The sequence below is a fragment of the Xenorhabdus lircayensis genome (genome assembly GCF_016306625.1).
GTDB classification, from domain to species: Bacteria; Pseudomonadota; Gammaproteobacteria; order Enterobacterales; family Enterobacteriaceae; genus Xenorhabdus; species Xenorhabdus lircayensis.
In genome coordinates this window covers 30,495-54,414 of sequence record NZ_JACOII010000048.1, presented here as the reverse complement: position 1 = coordinate 54,414, position 23,920 = coordinate 30,495, and the positions used below count along the sequence as shown (strand labels likewise).

General features: G+C 43.8%; 18 protein-coding genes and 1 pseudogene. 7 read left to right on the top strand and 12 right to left on the bottom strand.

Translation table 11 applies throughout. The features are described 5' to 3' along the window. Positions 1-177 precede the first annotated feature (177 nt). From dnaB to H8A87_RS14235, 5 genes are all read left to right on the top strand, one after another. The gene (gene dnaB / locus H8A87_RS14255; protein WP_198690611.1) at positions 178-1,587 is read left to right on the top strand and encodes a replicative DNA helicase; all 1,410 of its coding nucleotides are present in this window, start codon (positions 178-180) and stop codon (positions 1,585-1,587) included. A gap of 107 nt (positions 1,588-1,694) precedes the next feature. Continuing rightward, positions 1,695-2,774 (top strand): alanine racemase, encoded by a 1,080-nt coding sequence (gene alr, locus H8A87_RS14250; RefSeq protein WP_198690610.1) that lies wholly within the window; start codon positions 1,695-1,697, stop codon positions 2,772-2,774. Between the two features lie 65 nt (positions 2,775-2,839). After that, positions 2,840-4,033 (top strand): amino acid aminotransferase, encoded by a 1,194-nt coding sequence (locus H8A87_RS14245; RefSeq protein WP_198690609.1) that lies wholly within the window; start codon positions 2,840-2,842, stop codon positions 4,031-4,033. A 457-nt stretch (positions 4,034-4,490) separates the two neighbouring features. Continuing rightward, positions 4,491-5,240 (top strand): RNA ligase family protein, encoded by a 750-nt coding sequence (locus H8A87_RS14240; protein WP_198690608.1) that lies wholly within the window; start codon positions 4,491-4,493, stop codon positions 5,238-5,240. Then, entirely contained in the window at positions 5,237-6,364 is a 1,128-nt protein-coding gene (locus tag H8A87_RS14235; protein ID WP_198690607.1) for an AAA family ATPase, read from the top strand. Before H8A87_RS14240 ends, H8A87_RS14235 begins: the two co-directional genes overlap by 4 nt. Before the next feature lie 91 nt (positions 6,365-6,455). On the opposite strand, the gene H8A87_RS14230 is transcribed toward H8A87_RS14235, so the two are convergent. The 3 genes from H8A87_RS14230 to uvrA all read right to left on the bottom strand — a co-directional run bounded on the left by H8A87_RS14230 (position 6,456) and on the right by uvrA (position 10,278). Then, on the bottom strand, positions 6,456-7,022 hold the full coding sequence (locus H8A87_RS14230) for a disulfide bond formation protein B (RefSeq protein ID WP_198690606.1): 567 nt from the start codon (positions 7,020-7,022) through the stop codon (positions 6,456-6,458). 12 nt (positions 7,023-7,034) lie between these two features. Next, positions 7,035-7,193, bottom strand: coding sequence for a DUF5993 family protein (locus tag H8A87_RS14225; RefSeq protein WP_198690605.1), 159 nt, complete (start codon positions 7,191-7,193; stop codon positions 7,035-7,037). Between the two features lie 253 nt (positions 7,194-7,446). Continuing rightward, entirely contained in the window at positions 7,447-10,278 is a 2,832-nt protein-coding gene (uvrA, locus tag H8A87_RS14220; protein ID WP_198690604.1) for an excinuclease ABC subunit UvrA, read from the bottom strand. 250 nt (positions 10,279-10,528) lie between these two features. Here uvrA and H8A87_RS14215 point away from each other — a divergent pair, with 250 nt between their 5' ends. Continuing rightward, positions 10,529-11,050, top strand: coding sequence for a single-stranded DNA-binding protein (locus tag H8A87_RS14215; protein ID WP_198690603.1), 522 nt, complete (start codon positions 10,529-10,531; stop codon positions 11,048-11,050). Positions 11,051-11,230: 180 nt separating this feature from the next. On the opposite strand, the gene H8A87_RS14210 is transcribed toward H8A87_RS14215, so the two are convergent. From H8A87_RS14210 to H8A87_RS14170, 9 genes and pseudogenes are all read right to left on the bottom strand, one after another. After that, a complete protein-coding gene (locus tag H8A87_RS14210) occupies positions 11,231-11,497 on the bottom strand; it encodes a hypothetical protein (protein ID WP_198690602.1) in 267 nt (88 codons plus the stop codon). A 408-nt stretch (positions 11,498-11,905) separates the two neighbouring features. Further along, positions 11,906-12,874: a glucokinase gene (glk, locus tag H8A87_RS14205; RefSeq protein ID WP_198690601.1), complete on the bottom strand. Its 969-nt coding sequence runs from the start codon at positions 12,872-12,874 to the stop codon at positions 11,906-11,908. A 219-nt stretch (positions 12,875-13,093) separates the two neighbouring features. Then, entirely contained in the window at positions 13,094-13,447 is a 354-nt protein-coding gene (gene nirD / locus H8A87_RS14200; protein WP_198690600.1) for a nitrite reductase small subunit NirD, read from the bottom strand. Further along, on the bottom strand, positions 13,444-15,996 hold the full coding sequence (gene nirB / locus H8A87_RS14195) for a nitrite reductase large subunit NirB (RefSeq protein ID WP_198690599.1): 2,553 nt from the start codon (positions 15,994-15,996) through the stop codon (positions 13,444-13,446). The genes nirD and nirB overlap by 4 nt, the downstream gene beginning before the upstream one ends. 275 nt (positions 15,997-16,271) lie before the next feature. Next, positions 16,272-17,546: a DUF1479 domain-containing protein gene (locus H8A87_RS14190; protein ID WP_198690598.1), complete on the bottom strand. Its 1,275-nt coding sequence runs from the start codon at positions 17,544-17,546 to the stop codon at positions 16,272-16,274. 148 nt (positions 17,547-17,694) lie between these two features. Then, positions 17,695-18,333 (bottom strand): RES family NAD+ phosphorylase, encoded by a 639-nt coding sequence (locus H8A87_RS14185; RefSeq protein WP_198690597.1) that lies wholly within the window; start codon positions 18,331-18,333, stop codon positions 17,695-17,697. Further along, entirely contained in the window at positions 18,326-19,066 is a 741-nt protein-coding gene (locus H8A87_RS14180; protein WP_198690596.1) for a hypothetical protein, read from the bottom strand. The genes H8A87_RS14185 and H8A87_RS14180 overlap by 8 nt, the downstream gene beginning before the upstream one ends. Positions 19,067-19,682: 616 nt before the next feature. After that, positions 19,683-19,856 carry a hypothetical protein gene (locus H8A87_RS20335; protein ID WP_332460375.1) on the bottom strand — a complete coding sequence of 58 codons (174 nt, stop codon included), beginning with the start codon at positions 19,854-19,856 and terminating at the stop codon, positions 19,683-19,685. A gap of 100 nt (positions 19,857-19,956) precedes the next feature. Continuing rightward, a pseudogene (locus H8A87_RS14170) lies at positions 19,957-21,505 on the bottom strand (AbgT family transporter). Between the two features lie 891 nt (positions 21,506-22,396). On the opposite strand from H8A87_RS14170, the gene H8A87_RS14165 reads away from it, so the two are divergent. Further along, on the top strand, positions 22,397-23,743 hold the full coding sequence (locus tag H8A87_RS14165) for an NCS2 family permease (protein WP_198690616.1): 1,347 nt from the start codon (positions 22,397-22,399) through the stop codon (positions 23,741-23,743). The last annotated feature ends 177 nt before the right edge of the window (positions 23,744-23,920 follow it).

Genomic DNA, 23,920 nt, shown 5'->3' with positions numbered 1-23,920 from the left:
ACCCTCTCATTATTTTAAAAATATTGGGAACAGCCTCGCACGTTTGAAATGAAACCGCTGCAAACGGCGTTAATGTATCCGAAATCATTACATTCTATATATAATTACTCAAGGCTATTTTCATGGCGTATACTGATGCGCTATTTTGTTCTTGTTTAGTGGATTGAAGCGGTATACATGGCTGGAAAAAAACCAACTAACAACAGTATGGCTGAACCAAAAGATCGCCAAATGGAAGGGCTGAAACTTCCACCACACTCTTTGGAAGCAGAGCAATCAGTGTTGGGCGGTTTGATGCTGGATAACGAGCGTTGGGATAATGTTTCCGAGCGTGTTGTCAGCAATGATTTTTTCAGCCGACCACACAGGCGTATTTTCTCTGAGATGCAGCGTTTGCTCGAAACGGGTAAACCTATCGACCTGATTACGTTATCGGAATCTCTTGAACAGAATGGTGCACTCGATAATGTCGGTGGATTCGCCTATCTGGCAGAATTGTCAAAAAATACCCCAAGTGCAGCGAACATTAATGCTTATGCTGATATCGTCCGTGAACGGGCGGTAGTTCGTGACATGATCTCAGTGGCAAATGAAATTGCAGATGCGGGTTATGATCCACAAGGGCGAACCAGCGAAGAATTACTGGATCTGGCGGAATCACGGGTATTCCAGATTGCAGAAAATCGGGCCAACAAAGAAGATGGCCCGAAAGGCATTGAGCAGATACTTGAAGAAACCGTTGAACGAATTGAACAGCTCTATCAGCGTCCACATGACGGTGTGACGGGAGTTTCTACAGGTTATCAAGATCTGGATAAAAAAACCGCGGGTCTGCAAAAATCAGATTTAGTCATCGTGGCCGCGCGTCCTTCGATGGGTAAAACGACCTTTGCGATGAACCTGTGTGAAAACGCAGCGATGATGCAGGATAAGCCAGTATTGATTTTTAGTCTTGAGATGCCCGGCAACCAGATCATGATGCGTATGCTGGCGTCCCTTTCTCGCGTGGATCAAACGCGTATTCGTACCGGTCAGCTTGATGATGAAGATTGGGCGCGTATTTCCAGCACCATGGGTATTTTGTTGGAAAAACGCAATATGTATATCGATGACTCATCCGGTTTGACGCCGACAGAAGTGCGCTCCCGTGCGCGACGGATTTTCCGTGAACATGGCGGACTGAGCTTGATTATGATCGACTATCTGCAATTGATGCGGGTTCCTTCTTTATCTGACAACCGAACACTGGAGATTGCGGAAATTTCCCGTTCATTGAAAGCGTTGGCGAAAGAGCTTCAGGTGCCGGTTGTTGCACTCTCCCAGCTTAACCGTAGTTTGGAGCAGCGAGCCGATAAGCGTCCGGTTAACTCCGACCTGCGTGAATCAGGCTCTATCGAACAGGATGCCGACTTGATCATGTTTATCTATCGTGACGAGGTTTATCACGACAACAGTGAACTGAAAGGTGTGGCAGAAATCATCCTTGGTAAACAGCGTAACGGCCCTATCGGTTCGGTAAGGTTGACGTTTAATGGTCAATGGTCACGGTTCGATAATTACGCTGGGCCAACCTATAGCGACGAATAAATCTAGCGGCCTATCGTTCATGTTCAAATGATTTGCAATAATCAGCATCTATGGGGATAGGCTGTTATTTACCAGGCCTGACTGGAAAATCATCAAAAGGGGACAAAATGAAAGCGGCAACTGCTGTTATCGACCGCCGCGCTCTGCGACATAATCTGCAACAGGTTAGGGTACAAGCTCCTGACAGTAAAGTAATTGCAGTTGTGAAAGCAAACGCCTATGGACATGGTTTATTAGAAACTGCGTACACAATGGAAGACGCTGATTGTTTTGGTGTCGCTCGAATTGGAGAAGCTCTCGCCCTGCGTAGTGGTGGGATCGTCAAACCAATCTTGCTATTAGAAGGTTTTTTTGAGGCGGCGGATTTACCCGTTCTTGTCGTCAATCATATTGAAACCGTGGTGCATAGCATTGAGCAGCTCGAAGCATTGGAACAGGCAGATTTGTCCCATCCGATTAAAGTGTGGATGAAACTGGATACAGGCATGCATCGTTTGGGAGTTAGGATTGATGAAGCTGAGACGTTTTATCAACGCTTGAGCCGCTGCCATAACGTTGAACAGCCCGTTAATATCGTCAGCCATTTTAGCCGTGCAGATGAACCTACCATAGAGACGACTTGCCAACAAATTGATCATTTTATGGCATTTATTGCGGATAAATCTGGCGAGAAATCCATAGCTGCATCGGGTGGAATTTTATTGTGGCCCCAAGCGCATTTGAATTGGGTTCGTCCTGGCATCATGGTGTACGGCGTCTCACCGATGGTGGACAAAACCGCTGCTGATTTCAATTTGATCCCTGCCATGACACTAAAATCCAGTTTAATCGCTGTACGTAAACATAAAGTAGGTGAATCGGTAGGATACGGCGGTACGTGGAGTAGTGAACGTGACACCTGTCTTGGTGTCGTGGCAATGGGATATGGTGATGGTTATCCCCGTAGTGCTCCAGCCGGCACGCCAGTATTTATTAATGGTCGGGAAGTGCCACTTGTTGGTCGTGTTTCCATGGATATGATTACTGTGGATTTAGGGCCTGCATGTCAGGATAAAGTTGGGAATGAAGTTATCCTTTGGGGCAGTGTCCTGCCAGTTGAAAGAATCGCTGGACATTCGGGGATCAGTGCTTATGAATTGATCACTAAATTGACTTCGCGTGTTGCGATGGAATATCTAGACGAATAATCCGGTAAGTTATATTGTCTGCTAGTACGTCTTTTATATAACTCAGTAGCAGGGAGTATAACGTAGTGTTCCAGAATGTTGATGCGTATGCAGGTGATCCTATTCTGTCGTTGATGGAAGAATTTAATAACGATCCTCGAGCAGAAAAAATCAATTTGAGCATCGGGCTCTATTACGATGAACAAGGCATCACCCCGCAATTGCAGGCTGTTGCAACCGCTGAAGAGCAAATGAGCGCTTTGCCACAGTCTGCTTCTCTTTATCTCCCCATGGAAGGACTACTTGCCTATCGAGTAGCAATTCAGGAATTGCTGTTCGGTAAAGATCATCCATTGTTAAATCAGAAACGTATTGCGACCATTCAAACAGTGGGTGGTTCAGGCGCATTGAAAGTGGGAGCAGATTTTTTACACCGTTATTTCCCTGATTCTGAAGTGTGGTGCAGTGATCCAACATGGGAAAATCATGCTGCAATTTTTGCCGGAGCAGGGATCAAGGTGAATTATTACCCTTACTTTGATGACAAAACCAAAGGGGTAAAATTTGACGAAATGCTGGAAAAATTCAAGCAACTGCCAGCAAAAAGCATTATTTTGATGCATCCTTGCTGCCATAATCCGACGGGATCAGATCTAACTAATGACCAATGGGATCAGGTAGTTCAGATTGCTAAAGAGAGGGCGTTAATCCCTTTCCTTGATATCGCCTATCAGGGGTTTGCAGATGGCATGGAAGAAGATGCCTATGCAATCCGCGCAATGGCAAATGCAGAATTACCTTGTCTGGTCAGTAATTCATTCTCGAAAATCTTTTCACTGTATGGTGAGCGTGCCGGTGGATTATCAGTTATCGGTGATGATACAAAAGCCGCAGAATGTGTCTTGGGGCAATTGAAAGCGGGTGTACGCCGTATTTATTCTAGCCCACCGAATTTTGGTGCTCAGGTTGTTGCCAGGGTCTTAGGTAATCCTGAATTTAAAAGCCAATGGCTGGAAGAAGTTGAACGGATGCGTTTGCGCATTCGAGAAATGCGGACAGTGTTGGTTAATGCACTGAAACAAGCTTTGCCAGAGAAAAATTTTGACCATTTACTGACACAGCACGGTATGTTCAGTTATACCGGATTCAGTCAGGCGCAAGTTGATCGACTGCGTAAAGAATTTGGCGTTTACTTGGTGGGTTCTGGCCGCGTTTGCATGGCGGGAGTGAACCATCACAACGTACAACGCATTGCTGAGGCGTTTGCTGCGGTGAGTTAGTAATTTTCCGCAGTAGGATTTACACATCCCCTGTTCTAATAGTGGACAGGGGAAACTCCACAACCACGTGAATTAAAGGTTTCAGTCCGTAGGATTAGTAATACAGAATATTTCGCATAACAAGATAACATGAGTTTTCATATCACAGATATCCCTGTGATAGCTCAAAGTAGAAGATTTTTATTGGTTATTTTTGCTTGAAGTTTGTTCTCCATGTCAATCTATAACGGTTTTATATATACTAGCGTCTAAATTTTTAACAACTCCCTTTCACTGTAATACCCAATCCAATCGAAGATATAATTCAATCTTTTGATGCTAAAAGATTAACTGAATGGAAATAAAGAAAATGTAATACCAACTCTTGAGCTCTTTCATCGATTATTAGGATGAACATTAGTCTGTAAAAGCGTTATTGCGCTTTTATTGGGATAATTATTAAAAGAGTCAAAGCATTATGGATATGCAATCAAGAAAATATGGTAGAACGTTCCATTACCCGTTCTCACCAGGCACGACCAGTGACGATCGCATTAATCATCATTGGTGGCAAGATGTGCAAAAAATTAAGCAGCTTGTTCACACAGAAAAGTTAGACGGTGAAAATAACTGTCTGAATCGATATGGCGTATTTGCCCGATCTCATGCTGCACCAACACAATCGGCATGGACTCAACAAATTCGCCAGCGTTGGCAATTGCTCAAAGATGATTTAGGTGATATCGAGATCTTTGGCGAAAATCTTTATGCCATTCACTCCATTGAATATCGTCATCTTGAAGAATATTTTTTTGTGTTTGCGGTACGCATTAAAGATAGCTGGCTCAGTTGGGAAGAAGTCAAATTTTATGCCGCGTTATTCGATTTTCCGACTGTGCCTGAAATCAGCATTCCTGAAACGCGGAATGAATCTCAATTTATGCAAAATATTATCAAAACGGTAAAGCAGGGAAGTTATTTTTCTTCATGGGATACACAAACCAAACAGGTGTGTTCGATGGAGGGTATTGTTAGCCGCGATGCAGGGGAATATTTATTTACTGATTTTGCACATCATGTTTTTAAATATGTGCGAAAAAACCATGTCAAAACGGATATTCATTGGAAGCGTCATTGGCAAAGGGCTCCTCTCTATTTTGAATGTCTTTCTAATTCGAATGAATTTTCTAACCTGAAGAAATATAGTGCGAAAGGAGAAAGAGAATGAGTTGGGTATTCAGTCACAATAAAGCATGGGATTACTTATCCTCAACTTTCTCTTTTATCGCTGATATGGATGGAGTTCAACAAGATCCGACTCATCATGCCGAAGGTGATGTCGCAATCCATACTCAAATGGTATTGGCTGCATTGGAAAAATTGCCGGAATACTCATTGTTGACGGCTGAAGAACAGGAGATTCTCTGGGCAGCAGCACTATTGCATGATGTAGAGAAGCGTAGCACGACGCGGGAGGATTGGGATGGACGCACTATTTCTCCGGGTCACGCCCGTAAAGGTGAATTGACGGTCAGACAAATTTTGTTTCAGCAAATACCTACGCCATTTGTAATACGGGAACAAATCGTTGCACTTGTGCGTTTTCATGGATTGCCATTGTGGTTAATGGAAAAACCGAGTCCACAAAAAGCACTACTGGCGGCGTCATTACGTGTCGATACTTATTTGCTGACTTTACTGGCAAAAGCGGATGTATTGGGGCGCACATGCCATGATACGCGAGAGTTGCTTGAGCGTATTGAACTGTTTGAACTTTACTGTCGTGAGCAGGACTGTTGGTGTGAGCCATGGGCATTTTCTTCTGGTGAAGCCCGTTTCCATTACTTTTCTACTGACAGTGAACAGCCAGATTATCAGCCTTATGATGACTATGGCAGTAAGGTGATTTTGCTGTGTGGATTGCCGGGTATGGGTAAAGACCATTTTATCCAACAGCATGGTAAAAGAATGCCAGTCATCAGTCTGGATGCAATTCGTCGCGAGCATCAAATTAGCCCAGAAGATAAAGATGCTAATGGTTGGGTAGTACAGCAGGCGAAGCAGCAAGCCAGAGAGAATCTACGCAATAGGCAAGATTTCATCTGGAATGCCACTAATTTGACAGGGAAAATGCGTCAGCAGTTGATCAAATTGTTCGTGAGTTATAATGCCAGAGTTAGGGTTGTTTACATTGAACAAGACTACAAGTGCTGGCGGCAGCAGAACAGTAATCGCCAATATGCGGTACCGGATAAGGTGATGGATCGAATGCTTGGCAAGTTGGAGGTTCCAACGCCAGAAGAGGCTCATGAAGTCTGTTATTTCATCGATTCGGTTATATTGAATCGATAATTGCGGAATGTATTGCTGAGGCTTTTTGTCGAAAGTAGAAGGCTGCCAGAATACCGCAGCCTTTCTGCTTAATGGTTCCAATATGGACAGATTACTTTTTCAGTAACTGATAGAACGTTGGGTTGTCATCACATTGCCCACTGCCACATTCCAATATGGTAGAAACCAGATTGGCTGCGATTAAAAATGCGAACAAACCCATGGCAATTTTGCCTAATGTTGGAGGGGAGTATCTTGCCGATTCAGTATTGCCTGCTTTCAGAGGCATAATAACCGCGATGGCAATGATGGTCAGAATAGACAGAATTGCAGCCCAAGTATAAAAATGCAATCCGAAGAAAGTTGAACCATATCCAGTATCTCCCGGCAGGATATGTAGAGAAACCTGACGCATGGCAACGAATCCAGTCACAATACAGCCAAGTAGTGAGAAGCTATAATGGGCATTTTTTATGCCAAAATAAATATTAAACAAAAAGCCGAAACCAATCATTATGATGCCTGCGCGTTGCAATAAACATAATGGGCAAGGAAGTTCAAAACGCGCTAATTGATAATAAAATGCGACTATCAAAATCACACTAATACCGAACAGACCGAGAATATTCAAGGCTGTTGCCAGGTTAATATTACTTGGTGATGACATTGTATTATTCATTACGGGCTCCGATTAGAAAGAAAGATTCAATGCATCAGTAGCATGATATTTAAACCAAAATACCGTGATGACGAATAAAGCAAACCAAAGCGTATACGTCAGCTTTTTCTTGCCGGTAATGACAGTGACAATGATAACTAGCGCAATTAAGAATGGTAAAAACATATACATGTAGAATCTCCATTATAAATTTAGAGCATATGTTATGTCATTATGACATTAGTACATCGGCAATGTGATCATTAATAATATTAGATCAACAATACGATGCTGATTTACGAAAGGTTATTTCATTCGAAATGACTGCAAGAAAAGTCTTTTTTGCACGTATGGGGGTGGGTTTGGTTAACAATTGGTTATAAAACAGATGAAAACTCCCCACGGTGTGGGGAGGATAGTAGATTATTTTGGTTACTAAAGTAAACTAGTCACGCTCAAGTATTGGCTTCAAAAAATGGGCAGTATGAGACGCTTTACATTGAGCTACTTCTTCTGGTGTTCCCGATACCAATATTTCACCGCCGCCGCTGCCACCTTCAGGGCCAAGATCGACAATCCAGTCAGCCGTTTTGATCACATCCAGATTATGCTCGATCACAACAATCGTGTTTCCTTGATCTCTCAGTTGATGCAGAACAGACAGTAATTGCTGAATATCCGCGAAATGCAGGCCAGTTGTCGGTTCATCAAGGATATACAGTGTTTGGCCTGTACCCCGTTTGGATAATTCCCGCGCCAGTTTTACTCGCTGTGCTTCCCCACCTGAAAGTGTCGTTGCGGATTGCCCCAAGCGAATATAGGAAAGGCCGACATCAATCAAAGTTTGCAGCTTGCGGGCGAGGGCTGGAACCGCATCGAAAAACTCCCGGGCCTCTTCAATGGTCATATTCAGCACTTCATTAATATTCTTGCCCTTATATTTGATTTCCAGCGTTTCGCGGTTGTAACGCTTGCCCTTACATTGATCGCAAGGCACATAAATATCAGGCAGGAAGTGCATCTCAACCTTTATCACGCCATCGCCCTGACAGGCTTCACAGCGTCCCCCCTTAACATTGAAACTGAAACGCCCTAGTGTATAGCCACGGGCACGAGATTCAGGAACGCCTGAAAATAATTCCCGCACAGGGGTAAACACACCAGTATAAGTGGCCGGGTTTGAACGGGGGGTTCTGCCGATCGGGCTTTGGTCGATATCGATTACCTTGTCAAAATGCTCAAGACCTTGGATATTGATATAAGGTGCAGGATTAATGTTTGTTGCCCCGTTTAGCTGGCGCTGTGCGATAGGGAATAGCGTATCGTTGATCAGCGTTGATTTACCCGAACCAGAAACCCCTGTGATACAGGTAAACAGGCCAACAGGCAGTTTTAATGTCACCTTTTTCAGGTTATTGCCTTTTGCGCCAATCAATTTCAGCATCTTGTCTGGATTGGCAGGTACACGCTGCTCTGGGATGGCAATTTTACATTCACCACTCAGGAATTTTCCTGTGAGAGATTTTTTACTCTCCATGATATCGGTGATAGTCCCTTCGGCAACAATCTCGCCGCCATGCACGCCCGCCCCAGGCCCGATATCAATAATATGGTCAGCCGCACGGATGGCATCTTCGTCATGTTCGACCACGATAACGGTATTACCCAGATTGCGCAGATGCAGCAAAGTTTCCAGCAAACGCTCATTATCTCGTTGATGCAAGCCAATGGAGGGTTCATCCAGCACATACATCACTCCGACAAGACCGGCACCAATCTGGCTGGCCAAACGGATACGTTGAGCTTCACCACCGGAAAGGGTTTCTGCTGAACGGGAGAGAGTCAGATAATTCAATCCCACATTAACCAGAAATTTCAGGCGATCACGGATCTCTTTCAGGACTTTTTCGGCAATTTTAGCGCGTTGTCCGCTCAGTTTGATATTTTGGAAAAACGCCATCGCATGACCGATGCTGAAATCCGAAATCTGCGGCAGAGTGGTGCTTTCGATAAAGACGTTACGGGCTTCTTTACGCAATCGGGTTCCTTCACAAGAGACGCAGGAACGATTGCTGATATATTTTGCCAATTCTTCACGTACAGCACTGGATTCCGTCTCTTTATAACGGCGTTCCATATTGTGCAAAACACCTTCGAACGGATGGTTACGAACGGTCACATCGCCACGATCATTGGTGTATTTAAATTCAATGGATTCTTTGCCTGAACCGTATAAAACCACTTTTATAATGTCTGGACTCAATTGATTGAATGGCGTTTCAATATCGAACTTATAGTGTTCAGATAGTGATCTCAGCATCTGGAAGTAATAGAAATTACGGCGATCCCAACCTCGGATTGCACCTCCGGCAAGGGAGATATCTTCATTTTGAACAACACGGTCAGGATCGAAAAATTGCTGAACACCCAGACCATCACAAGTTGGGCAAGCCCCTGCGGGATTGTTGAAAGAAAACAGGCGAGGCTCCAGCTCGCTCATACTATAGCCACAGACCGAACAGGCAAAATTGGCGGAGAAAACCAGCTCTTCGGCCTGATCATCATCCATATTGGCAATGACAGCAGTGCCACCGGATAGTTCCAGTGTGGTTTCGAATGATTCTGCCAGCCGTTGAGCGAGATCGGCACGCACTTTGAAACGATCGACGACCACTTCGATAGTATGTTTTTTCTGTAATTCCAGTTTGGGTGGATCTGAAAGATCACACACTTCACCATCAATACGGGCGCGGATATAGCCTTGTGCCGCGAGATTGTCCAGCAGCTTGGTATGCTCGCCTTTACGCTCCTTGACGACAGGAGCCAGCAGCATCAGCCGTTGGCCTTCCGGCAGTGCCAGTACATTATCCACCATCTGACTGATAGTTTGGGCTGCCAGCGTGATATCGTGCTCGGGACAGCGCGGTTCACCCACACGTGCAAACAGCAGGCGGAGATAATCGTGAATCTCGGTGATCGTCCCGACAGTAGAGCGCGGGTTATGGGAAGTAGACTTTTGCTCAATGGAAATGGCGGGGGATAGCCCTTCGATATGATCGACATCTGGTTTTTCCATCAGTGACAAAAACTGGCGGGCATACGCAGAGAGTGATTCCACATAGCGACGCTGACCTTCCGCATACAGCGTATCGAAAGCCAGAGATGACTTACCGGAGCCAGACAGCCCAGTAATGACGATCAGCTTGTCACGGGGAATTATTAAATTGATGTTCTTGAGATTATGGGTGCGGGCGCCCCGAACTTCGATGTTATCCATATACCACTTCCCAGATTATTGATAGAGCAAAACTCATAAACGCGTTATTATTGCACAAACATTGCTGATTGGATATACAGTATTTGACGGGTAATCATGCTGCAACCATGACAATGTAAAGTACGATTCGCTTCGCAAAGTATAATATAACGGGTCTATGTTTAAACTTAGTCCTCGCATGGTAAACTACTTCGCTTATAATTAAAGAAATCCGTTTTTAGCAAAATTCATTTCATCAGGAGTATTCCCAATGGCCAGCAGAGGCGTAAACAAAGTTATTTTAGTGGGTAATTTGGGGCAGGACCCGGAAGTTCGCTATATGCCGAATGGCGGTGCAGTCGCCAACATTACTCTAGCAACGTCTGAGAGCTGGCGTGACAAGCAAACCGGTGAGATGAGAGAGAAAACCGAATGGCATCGTGTAGTGCTCTTCGGCAAACTGGCAGAAGTTGCCGGTGAATACCTGCGCAAAGGTTCTCAGGTTTATATCGAAGGTTCTTTGCAGACTCGCAAATGGCAGGATCAGAGTGGTCAAGACCGTTACACCACCGAAATCGTGGTAAATGTTGGCGGCACCATGCAGATGCTGGGCGGTCGCGGCGGTGCAGCAGGGCAAGAAGCACCAGCACAAAGCGGCGGTTGGGGACAGCCACAGCAGCCACAAGCATCTCAGCAATTCAGCGGCGGCGGTGCGCCATCTCGTCCGGCACAGTCTCCTGCGCCACAGAGCAATGAGCCCCCAATGGATTTCGATGATGATATTCCGTTCTGACGTTTACCTGAGAATTAATTGGTAAAAAATTATTATAAGGCTCTGTTAATTAGAGCCTTTTTTTCTTCTGTTTTTTATAGTAAATAAATTTAGAAAGAAAAAGAGAAAAGGTCTACATTTAAAAAATGTAAAATTAGTAGATTATCCTTATGGCTAATTCGTATGGGATAAATCGCTTTGTCATGGAAAGTGGAGATCGCTGCTGTTTGGTCGTGGATCGCTCTGTTGGCCTCCCACTTTATTACCCTCAACCTTTATTTCACAACACAACGCCGTAATAGGAGTGTAGCCTTTGCACCAATAGAAGCAGAGGTCAGTCATTTTATTGTGTTTCTTCAGTTTATTGATTGATGAAATATTGATCTTGAAGAGAGAATACTGACAAAGCAATTTTTCAAGGACTTCGAACTTGATGCTCTTTGCGACTTCACTCAACGAAAAAGGCATAAGTTACCCACTATTTATTCTTTCAACTCTGTATTTCATTTCAATGGGTTAGATGAGTCTACCGATATTATCAGCAACGGCACCCAGTATTTCCGGCTTACAGCAATAGCCAACTACCTAAGTTGGTTTGCAAAGCATCTCTTAGTTAACGAGAAATGGGGGATTGTTGAGCAAATTGATTCCATGTGCAGGCAAATCAAAGCGCGTCGTTCAAAGAAAAGGAACGATGCAGTGTTAGATAATTCATTGAGCGGCGGGCAATTGGACTTGCTGTTTGAGGTAACACATTGATTCACAAATTACTATTAAGGATATTGCCACTCATGCTAAATACCGCTGAAATTTGTTCTCTGCAAATCAAACAAATAAATAGCATGAGCAACTATATATAGGATATATCGAATCTATTTACCCAATCGCTTTACCCAGCGCCTGACGAATATAAGACCCGGCACCTAATAACCCCGGTTTATCATGGGTGATCAGATACACAGGAATATCCTGTAAATAACTCGTAAATCGGCCTTTGCTTTCAAATCCTTGCCGGAAACCCGATTTTTGGAAGAAATCAAGGAAACGTGGGACGATCCCTCCCGCAATGTAAACACCGCCAAATGCACCGATATTCAGTGCTAAATTTCCGCCAAAACGTCCCAACGCCGTACAAAACAGTTCCAACGCATGTTGGCAGGTAGGGCAATTTCCACTCAGCGCACGATCGGAAATGTCGCGCGGGGTAAGGTCTTCTACTGGCTGACCGTTAAGTTTCATTAGCGAACGATAAATATTCACCACTCCAGGTCCGGAAAGAACACGTTCGGCAGAGACATGACCATATTCTTCCCGCAATACATTCAACAGATGATCTTCTTCTGCGCTGTCTGGCGCAAAATCCACATGACCGCCTTCACCGGACAGGCTCATCCATTGGTTTCCTGTGTGAATAAGATGTGCGACACCCAATCCAGTTCCTGCACCATAAACCGCGATGGGGCGCTTGGCTTGAGGCTGCTTTCCGCCAATCTGAATCACATCATCTGCCCCCAGAACCGGAATTGCGAGGGAAACGGCGGTAAAATCGTTAATCACCTCAAAACGTTCCCATCCCAGGGATGCTTTCATTTGGCTAACGGAAAAGCGCCAACTGTGGTTGGTCATACTGATAACATCATCCGTCACCGGACAAGCAATGGCGATGCAGCCATAATTGACTTCACAGTTTTGTTGTTTCAGGTATTGGCGGATAACAATTTCAAGCGAAGCATAATACGCACAGGGGTAGAATTCGACTGCGCTCAGTTGCCCAGTATCCACATCACATAATGCCAGCCGTGCATTTGTACCGCCGATATCGCCTACCAGGGCATAAGTTGTCATGGTGTTGCTCCTTAAGTCTTACGAAATGGTATATGTCCTAATGAACCAGTCAAATTGAGGAGATTTTACACAAGGTCAAGCATATACCCAATGGATTTTAAGTTGCAGTTTGAAAGACGAAGGGTATAAAGGCCGCATAAAAATGTATCGATATTCTAGCGAAAAACGCCGTAAACCCTCGCCCGATGCGAGGGTGTCTCAAAAGGTCGATATTTCTTGCTAAGAGTGAAAAATTGGAATGTTTTGTCCAAGAAAAACCTGCACATACCCGTTATTCACTCTGGCCGGAAATGAACGGACAGAGTAAGCCGCATCTTCCAAACAAAAGCCATCACTTAGCCTAAAACGCTGTTTTTTCAATGGGCTGGCAACCCATAGCACATCATCATGCTCAACAATCAGCCCACGGGACAGTACGCTGGCAGAGGCAAAGGGGTCGATATTGCTTAACGCAAATAACTGCTCGTCATCAAAAGGCCGAAAGATGGCGACCTGCTGATCCCCAACCAGAGCACAAGCACCTGTACTGGGAACAATATTTTCTAGCAGACAGACTTCTATCCATTGACTCATGTTGTTTCCTCCTCAGATTTAACCAGCCTGATTGCAATTCTCTCCTGTGGGCGTGCAGGCCGATGCTGCGCCCGCTCTGCGACCATCTGAATATTGGGATCACGCTCAGTACTATTAATAAAGTGGGAAAAACGGATCAGCGCATGAGGATCATTTATGGTTTGCTGCCATTCGCAGACTGCTCGTGTTCTCAGTTCAGCCATATCCTGCTCTAGCTGATTATTCAGCCCGAGTTTGTCATCAATAATAACCGTGCGGAGGTAATCTATCCCGCCTTCCATATTTTCCAGCCAAACGGAAGTGCGCTGTAATTTATCGGCAGTTTTGATATAGAACATCATAAAACGGTCAATGTAATGAATGAGAGTCTCTTTATCGAGATCAGACGCTAATAGGTCTGCATGTCGGAGTTTCATTCCCCCATTACCACAGACATACAGGTTCCAGCCTTTATTTGTCGCAATCACACCGACATCTTTACCCTGAGCTTCCGAACATTCACGTGTACAGCCGGAGGCACCGAATTTCATCTTATGAGGGGTACGAATGCCTTTGTAGCGATTTTCCAGATCAACGCCCAAACCGACACTATCGCCAACACCGAACCGGCACCAAGTACTGCCTACACAGGTTTTCACCATTCTTAATGCCTTGGCATAAGCATGGCCTGTTTCGAATCCGGCATCTATCAGGCGTTGCCAGATGAGTGGCAGGTCATTTTTCTGTGCACCGAACATCGCTATTCGTTGAGAGCCAGTGATTTTAGTATATAGATTAAATTCTTTGGCTATCTCTCCCACGGCTACCAGCCCATTCGGAGTGATTTCTCCGCCGGGAGAACGGGGAATGACAGAATAGGTGCCATCTTTTTGGATGTTAGCCAAAAAGTTATCGTTTGCATCCTGCAACGGCACAAGATCATCACTCAGAACATAGTCATTCCAGCAGGAAGCCAGTAAAGAAGCCACCGTCGGTTTACAGATCTCACAACCATAGCCCTTGCCATATTTTTCCACCAGTTGCCGGAATGATGTGAGCCGATCCACTTTGATCAGATGATAAAGTTCCTGTCGTGAGTAGGCGAAGTGCTCACACAAATGATGATTGGCCTCAATACCCTGACGGATCAGCTCGGCGTTGAGAACCTGACTGATTAACGGAATGCAACCTCCGCACCCGCTACCGGCCTTGGTTTCTGCTTTGATGGCCGCCGCCGTATGGCAGCCTCTTTGCACAGACTGAATAATATCGCCTTTCGTCACATCAAAGCAGGAGCATATCTGGGCAGTATCAGGTAATGCATCACTCCCTAATAAAGTCTTACTACCTCCGGCATGTGTAGGTAATATTAATGAGTCTGGGTTAGCTGGAAGCTCAATATTATTCAGCATTATCTGTAGCAGGTTGCCGTAATCAGTGGTATCACCTACTAAAACAGCCCCCAACAGATATTTGTTATCCTCGCTGACTATTAGTCTTTTATAAATTTCTTTATTTTCATCCAGATAAATGTAGCTGCGACAGCCGGACTGGCGGCCATGGGCATCACCTATTCCTCCGACATCGACACCCAGCAACTTCAGTTTTGCACTCAGGTCAGCGCCAAGAAAAGCATTACTCCTTGCCAGTATGTGATCGACTGCCACTTGAGCCATCTTGTAACCCGGCGCGACTAGACCATAGGTTTTTCCTTGCCATGAAGCACATTCACCAATCGCGTAGATATCTTCATCAGATGTCTGGCAATTATTATTAATGACAATGCCACCCCGTTCAGCAATGGTAAGCCCACATTGGCGGGCCAATGTATCCTGAGGGCGAATTCCTGTGGAGAACACAATAAAGTCCACTTCTAGCGAATCGCCATCAGCAAACAGCATGGTTTTATTATAGCTATGGCCTGAATGGAAGATTTCCAATGTATTTTTATTGGTATGAACTTTGACTCCCATACGCTCGATTTTCTTTCTTAGCTGCTCGCCCCCCATTGGGTCAAGCTGTTCGGCCATTAATACAGATGCAAACTCAATGACATGGGTTTCTATCCCTAACTTTTTCAGTGCTCCGGCGGTTTCCAGCCCGAGCAGACTGCCACCGATAACGGCACCCCGACGACTACGTTTGGTACATGCTTCTATCGCGTTCAAGTCCCCAATTGTGCGATAAACAAAACAATTGGAACCTTCATGGCCTTTTATTGGTGGTATCCAAGGGGAAGAGCCTGTGGCTATGATTAGTTTGTCATATTCCACTATCCTGCCACTGTTAGAATGGATGACTTTTTCATCCCGATTAATCATGATAGCCCGTTCACCTTGTAGCACACGGATATTATGTTTTTCATAATAACCATCCCGAACAAGGGATAATTCTTCAACGGTGTGGTGGGAAAAATAAGAGGAGAGATGGACACGGTCATAAGCTAAGTGCGGCTCTGCACAGAATACTGTAATTTCAAACTGTTCATGCCCGGCTTTATCCATTAAGTCTTCAATAAGGCGGTGGCCGACCATTCCATTACCGATAATACAAAGCTTTAACATGCTCATTTAACACCCCAGTAACAGTATAATGTTAACAAAACAGGCTGGGTTAGCTTAAAAAAGAACAGCATGGAGGACTTTGATACAAATCAATAATCACAATTAATATCAGAAAACCACGCCTATATAACCAGATAGATATCAATTAAATAATAAATCCACGAGAAATGGGGAATAATATTCCCTTTGTAAAAAAGTATTTATTAGTGAAAGAGATAGTCTTAATTGTGTTATTTAGCGGGGCCTAACACCGACAGAGACATCGGCGCTAGGTTAACGGTTTAATTCAAGCCAAGACCACGCAGGCCGATGGGGGTTAAGTCGGCAGCAGTAAAACGGTTTTGCCAGTTCGTTTCATAGTCTTCACGGGAAAAATCAGCCGGAGATATACCATTTTCAAGCGAATCTGCCACTTTATGTGCATAATCCAGATTTCTGCCACACAGAGGTGCGGCGGGGATATACATGACATTTCCCCAGCCTTGCTGATTTTCCACGGGAGCAACGGAATGGATAAGGTCACAGTGCCACCATACCGAATCCCCAGCTTGTAATGATGGAATGCTGCATAACCCACGGACAAGATGCGGATGCCATTTCTCAGAAGCTGGCAGCGCCTTACCAGGAGCAACGCCACACAGTTCATCTTCAGGCACATCATTTAGTAAAGGCCGTAACAACAGGTAGGCCATGGCTTCTGGCACGGGGACAACATGCAGAAGCCCCTGATTGAGCGCCATATCTGACAGCGCCGTCCAGCCCTGAAATGTGCGAAAAACGGAGCATCGGGTTACGTTATCCAGTTCGTATTCATTCATCTCTGGACGATAGGCCGCATCCCAAGGATCGTATTCTGCAAATTGATTATTGAAAATATTTCTGAACACTTTTTGATAAGTAGGATGCAGCCAACGCTCTAAAGCGCCAGAATCAGTATGAGCGCCAAGCCCTTTGGAAGTGGTGCCCGGCGGTCTGCGGCGAATACGGTCGGGGTAAATAATGCTGACATCAGGATCAAACCAACACGATCCATCTGATTCAAATTTCCACAGGCGATTGAGAAAAGATTGAACTTGAGTGGTTTCTTCACTTTGTCGGGCTTGCATCTGTGCTTGAGACCAGTAGATGGGGTAAATTTCTGGACGGGATGCTTCAAGGCTACCGAAATAACTATCACCAGTGCCTTGATACACACGATCAAAATTATTCAAATCAAGGTAATCAAGCATGGATTTGTCCCATGCAAGCGCGGTATCACGCGGAAAGTTCTGTCTGATGACTAAGCATCCGCGGCGTTTAATCTTTTGTATGGTTTCTGCTGTGATTCGCTTTTCGACCAAGTCACGCCAGTGGATTTCAGGCCAGGCGCTACCCATGTTTTTTTCATCTTCCCGAGCGGCGGCGAGTTCTTTTTCTATTTTGTCACAGACCTGTTTGAACAAGCCTTCGACATCGCCAATTTGCTTACGCATGGCTTGCTTCATTTGGCGGATTTTTTGGCGGTAATCATCAGGAAAGGTTGTTGAGGTAAACGTTGAGGTAAAAGATGTATCCATAGCAGCTCCTATTTGTTCATCATGATTTGTTTATCATTGATGTGTTCTGACAGATGAAACTGGCTTTTGCTTCACAACAAAATTCACTTTTTGATGTAATACAGATTCGAGCCGCAGTTATAATCTTTTCTTTGCCAGAGGGTAGGAATTAAATAATCTCTTGATTGGTATAGGTCATAAGGCCCATTTCATCTGCCAGTAAATCCACAGCTTTTATCACTTTGTTAGATGACCAGAGTGGTAGTGATTCAATGGATATTGTCAGCTTGTTTTCTTTAAGCCGATCACCGAATAGCATTATCGCTTTATCACCATGTTGTTTTGATGCCCAAGTTATCGCTTGAGCTGATGGATTATCTCGGTAGATTTGGCTCGCTATTTCTTGAGTGTGGGGATAGTTTTCGGCATCGGAGAGTAAAACATCTTTTGGATCATGGCCCCACTTCCGTAATACTCGCATATTGATATCTACCGTGATGAGATCGACGCCAAGGATAAGTTGGCTATAGACAAGTTTATCTAATTTTCCCAGATCAAAAGGCAGGTTATTGCATCCTGTTGGCACGTCATGATAAATGGTTTCCATCACGGCAACGGAGATATTCTCACCACCATAGATCGTGGGGATGGGAGCATCTTGAGTATTTTTGCAGGGGCTGAATCTGGCATTTCCTTCTCCCGGATTAAACTCAGCGCCTTTGTATGCTTGATGATGAATACGCTCAATCGGTTTTTGGGCTTTCCAGATATCCGTTTTGACGGACTTTCCATTGAGGGAATTAACCATGTATTGGCCCCTCTGCTTCTTGCCTTGCTGCATTTAACACATCATTTGGGCGGCTCATCAAAACGTCTTTCGGTTTTTCTTTGCCTAACCATGAATTAGATGTACTAAACCAGATAGCTATTCCCCAAGATGTTTTTTTCCCATCAAAAACTTCAATGATGCTTTTGATGATAGGAATAGGCAACCCCCCTTCATCCAGCGCATATTGTGGGTATAAATCCTTTCCTTTGACTGAAATGGCGAAGATTTTTTTAGCCTTTTTCCAGCGGTTAGGGGTAGCACTAGGATTGAGCAACGAAAAACCCGCAGACTGGCTTAATTCATATGCTGGGAGCCATTTTGATTCTTCCAGGATCGTGTTTTTTAGCGCATCAATCCGATCTTTCCGGTTTGATGTTCTCCAGGATTCTTTTTTGTTGTCTCCACTCAGATCATCGGGATGGACATAAATTTCAGGATTGAACATTTTGGATGAAGAATTACGTTTAATCGAAGTGGCTGTATTTAGCGCACTTAGCAGCGCGATACGTAGATCTCTGACATCAAGATCTCCAGCTATCTCTTCAGGTAATTCAACAAGTAAGAAACGATCCGCTTCGTTGGGAGGGATTTCTGTGACATGAATATGCTCAATGTGTTCTTGTTGATGCGAAAGCACATCAAGAAGGGAAACATAACCTAAGCTGAGCGTTTTTTCCTTTGCTCTGCCTTTTCTTGCTGCCTTGATACTCATGCTAGACCCCCTTATCCGAACTTAGATAGAACGTAGATATTGTTGATATGGTTTATATCAATTATATCTCAGGGTTGCACAAAATATAGTCAATTGCAATGCTTCCTATAACATAACAAAGCATTTTTGCTGATAACAATCAGGCGATGGCGGTGTATTTAGGTATCATATCCCCAACAGAATGTTTCCAATTTTTCAATGAGTTAGTCCATTGATGGGACTTGTGTTAATGGACGGTCTATTTCAGTGCCATCAGAAACATATACGTGATAGCCCGTTGCGATAGACCATGCAATCATTACCTGCCAAAAACGTTTACCATCGCCTGTTTGTTCTTCATCAGTGACAATAATGTTGTAGTTTTCTAATAGGTATTTGAAAAATTGCCTTGGGAAACTGCTTATAGCATCTTGGTGTTCAGCAGAAAAAGTATGTCATACCATGATTTGGGTACATGTTTCTTTATCGACGATAATGTCTTTACGGAACCTAATCATAACTGCATAAACGGTTTCCGGATTATCGTCTGTAGTTATCATACGAAATTGATCTTGCTTGAGTGATTTCACAAAACGGTACCCATAAGGGGCTATGAAATCCGAAAAAGTGAAATTTTTCACGCCATTTTCCAGAACATTTTAGTATGTTCTCTATTTTTCTCTGAAATACGTAATTTGCGATTGAATTCTGCATCGTGGATCAAATAAGGCATTGTTTGATCCCCTGCGTTGTTATGACTCGACATACCTTGCCCCCAATCAGTAGAACCACCGGAAAATTGTGCAAACACTGTTTAAGGCTCCTTATACATATCCTCGTAATTATTGAGTAAATATGCATCAATTTTAACAAATTGCCCTGTAAAGATACAGGGCATGAGTTTTATCGTCTTAACTGGCTGGATTGTAATAAATTGGTGAACCAGGGCCGACAGGTAAGCCCAGAATAAATACCCAGATATAGAAGAACAGCGACCAACCGAACATAAAGATCAGAGAGTAAGGCAGCATCATAGAAACAAGCGTACCGATACCTGCATCTTTCTTGTATTTCACTACGATTGCCATGATTAGGCCAAAATAGCTCATCATTGGCGTAATGATATTGGTGACTGAATCACCGATGCGGTACGCTGCCTGAATAGTTTCCGGTGCATAGCCTGCCAGCATCAGCATGGGAACAAAGATCGGTGCAGTTACTGCCCATTGTGCAGATGCCGAGCCAATCATCAGGTTGATAAAGGCACAAATCAGAATAAAACCGATAAATAACAGGCCGCCATTCAAGTTAATGCTATTAAGGAAGTTAGCGCCTTTCACTGCGATGATTTGGCCGATATTAGTCCAACCAAAGAAAGCAACAAATTGGGCGGCAAAGAAGATAATAACCAGATATAAACCCAAAGTGCTCATGGAGTGTGCCATTGCATCCACAGCATCCTTGCTGGATTTCATCGTTTTGGCGACATATCCGTATACCATTCCCGGAATAGCAAAGAAGAGAAAAATAAAAACAACAATCGATTTCAGGAAGGGGGAATTGCTGATTAATCCAGTTTCCTGATTACGTAGAATGCCGTTTTCAGGTAGGACACTTAATGACAACAGCACAGCCAGTGCAACGAATGTCAGTGATGCGGCGACCAGTGATTTTCGCTGAATTTTTCAGCGTATTTTCATCCTCATCCAGTTCCCCTTTATAGGGTCCAAGCTGTGGCTCAACGATTTTTTCCGTCACATAGTAACCAAGAATGGAAATCAAGAAGGTACTGGCAAACATGAAATACCAGTTGGCTTCCGCCCCGACGACATAAGTCGGATCAATAATCTGTGCAGCTTGTTGGGTGATGCCGGAAAGCAATGGGTCAATCGTACCTAATAACAAGTTGGCGGAATAACCGCCTGATACGCCCGCAAAAGCTGCCGCCAATCCTGCCAGTGGATGACGTCCAAGAGAGAGGAAAATTATCGCTGATAATGGAATCAACACGACATAACCCAACTCTGCTGCGGTATTTGACATAATACCTGCGAACACAATGGCTAACGTAGTCAGTTTGCGAGGGGCTTTCATGACCACCAGACGCATCAGAGCAGAAAGCAAGCCAGAACGTTCTGCAACACCGACACCTAGCAAGGCAACCAACACCGTGCCTAACGGAGCAAAGCCAGTATAGTTAGTCACCAGATTAGATAAGATCTTACGGATACCATCCGCATCAAGTAAGCTGACGATATGAATTAGCCCATCTTCTGCCCGCCCTTTTGCTCCTTCAGGGCGTGGATCGATAGCCGTAATATCAAAATATTGTCCGATTGCTGAAGAGATCAATAAGATAGAGATAAGGATGACAAAAAGAATAACGGGATGGGGTAACGCGTTGCCCAGCCATTCCACTGTTCGTAAAAAGCGACTACCGTTTTGTTTTTTAATTAACATAGTTTCTCCTTATGGTACAGAGAAACGGACATTACATAATGTTTTTGGTTTTGACTAAAGAAGTTATCAAAATAGAGCTCTACTTCACGTTATTTATTGCTTATTAATGGGGATGTTATAAATATAATAATGATTAATGTTATTAGTATTCATAATATGTCAGTAATAAACACTAAAAATATAACAAGGTTTATTTTATAATGTTTTATTTAAAAAGGTAATTCGTTGGATGAAGTTTGAAATTTTAATTTATTTTTTGTAATTTTTTAAAAAAATAATATATTACCCAATGGATTTATAGTTGCAGCTAACAAAGCTGCAGCTTGAAAGACGAAAGGTATAAAATACAATGGCGATTAAAGTGGCAAGAATAGAGACATAGATAAAGGCGTTAGATATTCCAGTAATTCCTGATGATACGATCATTTGTGGAGCAATAATTCGACTTAAGGAAAAGCGTATGCTTGCTACTGAAAAATAGTAATAATGAACAGGTTACTATCCGATTTTTCATTTTATTTCCTATGTTAAAGGTATATCCGATATTATTGAGTAAAAAATAATACAAATATGAAGTATTCTATTGATTAATTAGATGGTATTTTATTATTTATTTTCTCCATCAATGGAACTATCTAATTTACATTAGATAAACAAAATTTTCGATTATTGCTTGATTCTTCTCCCTGATTCGCTGGATAATCATCCGCCTTAAATTTTCTCACCATTTTTTTGCCTGAAAAGCCAAACGATTGCGTAAATAACTGGCTGAACCAACGAGTACAGCGCCGATCTTTGCTATCTTGTGACGTAATCGTTTTCTTTTGGAGGTAGAGAGAGATGGCGATAGATTTTCAACATGAAATATTCAACAAAAAGCAGGGGAAAAACATGTCTGGTATGCAGGCACCAACTCAATGCAAACTCGATAAGTATTTTAAGATTACTGAACGTGGATCGACGGTACGTCAGGAAGTTCTCGCTGGATTAACAACATTTTTGGCGATGGTCTATTCCGTTATTGTGGTGCCGGGTATGCTTGGACAAGCCGGATTTCCTCATACTGCCGTATTTATTTCTGTCTGTCTGGTGACGGGTATCGGTTCATTATTGATGGGATTATGGGTTAATTTGCCTATGGCGATTGGCTGTGCGATCTCGTTGACCGCATTTACGGCGTTCAGTCTGGTTTTGGGGCAGCAGGTGAGTATTCCCGTGGCACTCGGCGCGGTTTTCCTGATGGGATGTCTGTTTACGTTGATTTCAGTGACAGGTGTGCGAGCGTGGATTTTGCGCAGTATGCCAATGGGCATTGCACATGGAACAGGCATTGGTATCGGGTTGTTTCTATTGTTGATTGCAGCTAATGGTGTTGGGCTGGTGATTAAGAATCCCCACGCAGGTTTGCCCGTCGCTTTTGGTTCATTGACCGCATTTCCCGTAATTATGACGTTATTAGGGCTGGCGGGAATTATCGGTCTGGAACGGAAGAAAGTCCCCGGTGGTATTTTGCTGGTGATTATCGCTATCTCAATTCTCGGCTTGATTTTTGACCCGGCTGTAAAATATCAAGGACTCTTTAAATTTCCTACGTTAGGGGAAGATGGCCTGTCCTTGATGTTTAGCATGGATATTATGGGAGCTTTACAGCCAGTTGTGTTACCGAGCGTTTTAGCGTTGGTAATGACAGCGATATTTGATGCGACAGGAACGATTCGGGCAGTGGCAGGGCAGGCAAATTTACTGGATAAGGGCGGTCAGATTATCAATGGTGGTAAGGCACTGACGGCTGATTCTGTGAGCAGTATCTTTGCGGGGGCTATCGGTTCTTCTCCTGCCGCAGTTTATATTGAGTCCGCCGCAGGAACGGCTGCTGGTGGTAAAACCGGTTTAACTGCTTCCATTGTCGGTATTTTGTTCCTGTTGATTTTATTTCTGTCTCCATTGTCCTATTTGGTTCCTGCCTATGCTACGGCTCCCGCCTTGATGTATGTCGGATTGTTGATGTTGAGCAATGTGCGGAAGCTGAACTTTGATGATTTTGTTGATGCGATGTCCGGCTTGCTGTGTGCGGTATTTATCGTACTGACCTGCAACATTGTTACAGGCATTATGTTGGGTTTCAGTGCATTGGTGGTTGGGCGTATTTTCTCTGGTGAATGGCGTAAGCTGAATATTGGTACGGTTATTCTTGCCATTGTGTTAGTGATATTTTATGCCGGAAATTGGGCCATCTGATTAAAAAATCATGCGCAAGCCTTAACCGTTTGCGCATTCCTCCCTCCGTCGGATACATTTCAAAAACTGCTAATTTTTCAACACACTCTCACCGATAAGTATAAAATAGTCTAATGACTTGCTGGTCATTGATTCATAATGTGATTGTTTTTTGATTTTCTTTAATAACTATAATGT